Annotated in this window: 1 pseudogene; it reads left to right on the forward strand. The window is 61.8% G+C overall.

The window, feature by feature from the left end:
* A pseudogene (locus EOA13_RS37790) lies at nucleotides 1-380 on the forward strand (phosphomannomutase/phosphoglucomutase); the annotation flags it as partial.

The following is a 380-nucleotide window of genomic DNA, read 5'->3' on the forward strand; positions in this document are numbered from 1 at the left end:
TTTGCCCAGTTCGCGCTCGACACGCCGTCCGTCGCCATGGTCACCGCCTCGCACAACGAAAACGGCTGGAGCGGCGTCAAGATGGGGGCGGCGCGTCCCCTGACCTTCGGTCCGGAAGAAATGAGCGCATTGAAGACGATCGTGCTTGCCGGCGACTTCGACCTTGTCGGCGGCGGCTCCTATGACTTCGTTGCGGATTTCCGCAAAACCTATCTGGACGACCTGACCACTGGGAAACGCATATCACGAAAGCTCAAGGTGGTCGCCGCCTGCGGTAACGGCACTGCCGGCGCCTTCGCGCCTGAAGCGCTGGAGCGGATCGGCTGCGAGGTGATCCCGCTCGATGTCGAGCTCGACCATACATTTCCGAACTACAATCC

The organism is Mesorhizobium sp. M7A.F.Ca.US.011.01.1.1 (genome assembly GCF_003998295.1).
Taxonomy (GTDB): Bacteria; Pseudomonadota; Alphaproteobacteria; order Rhizobiales; family Rhizobiaceae; genus Mesorhizobium.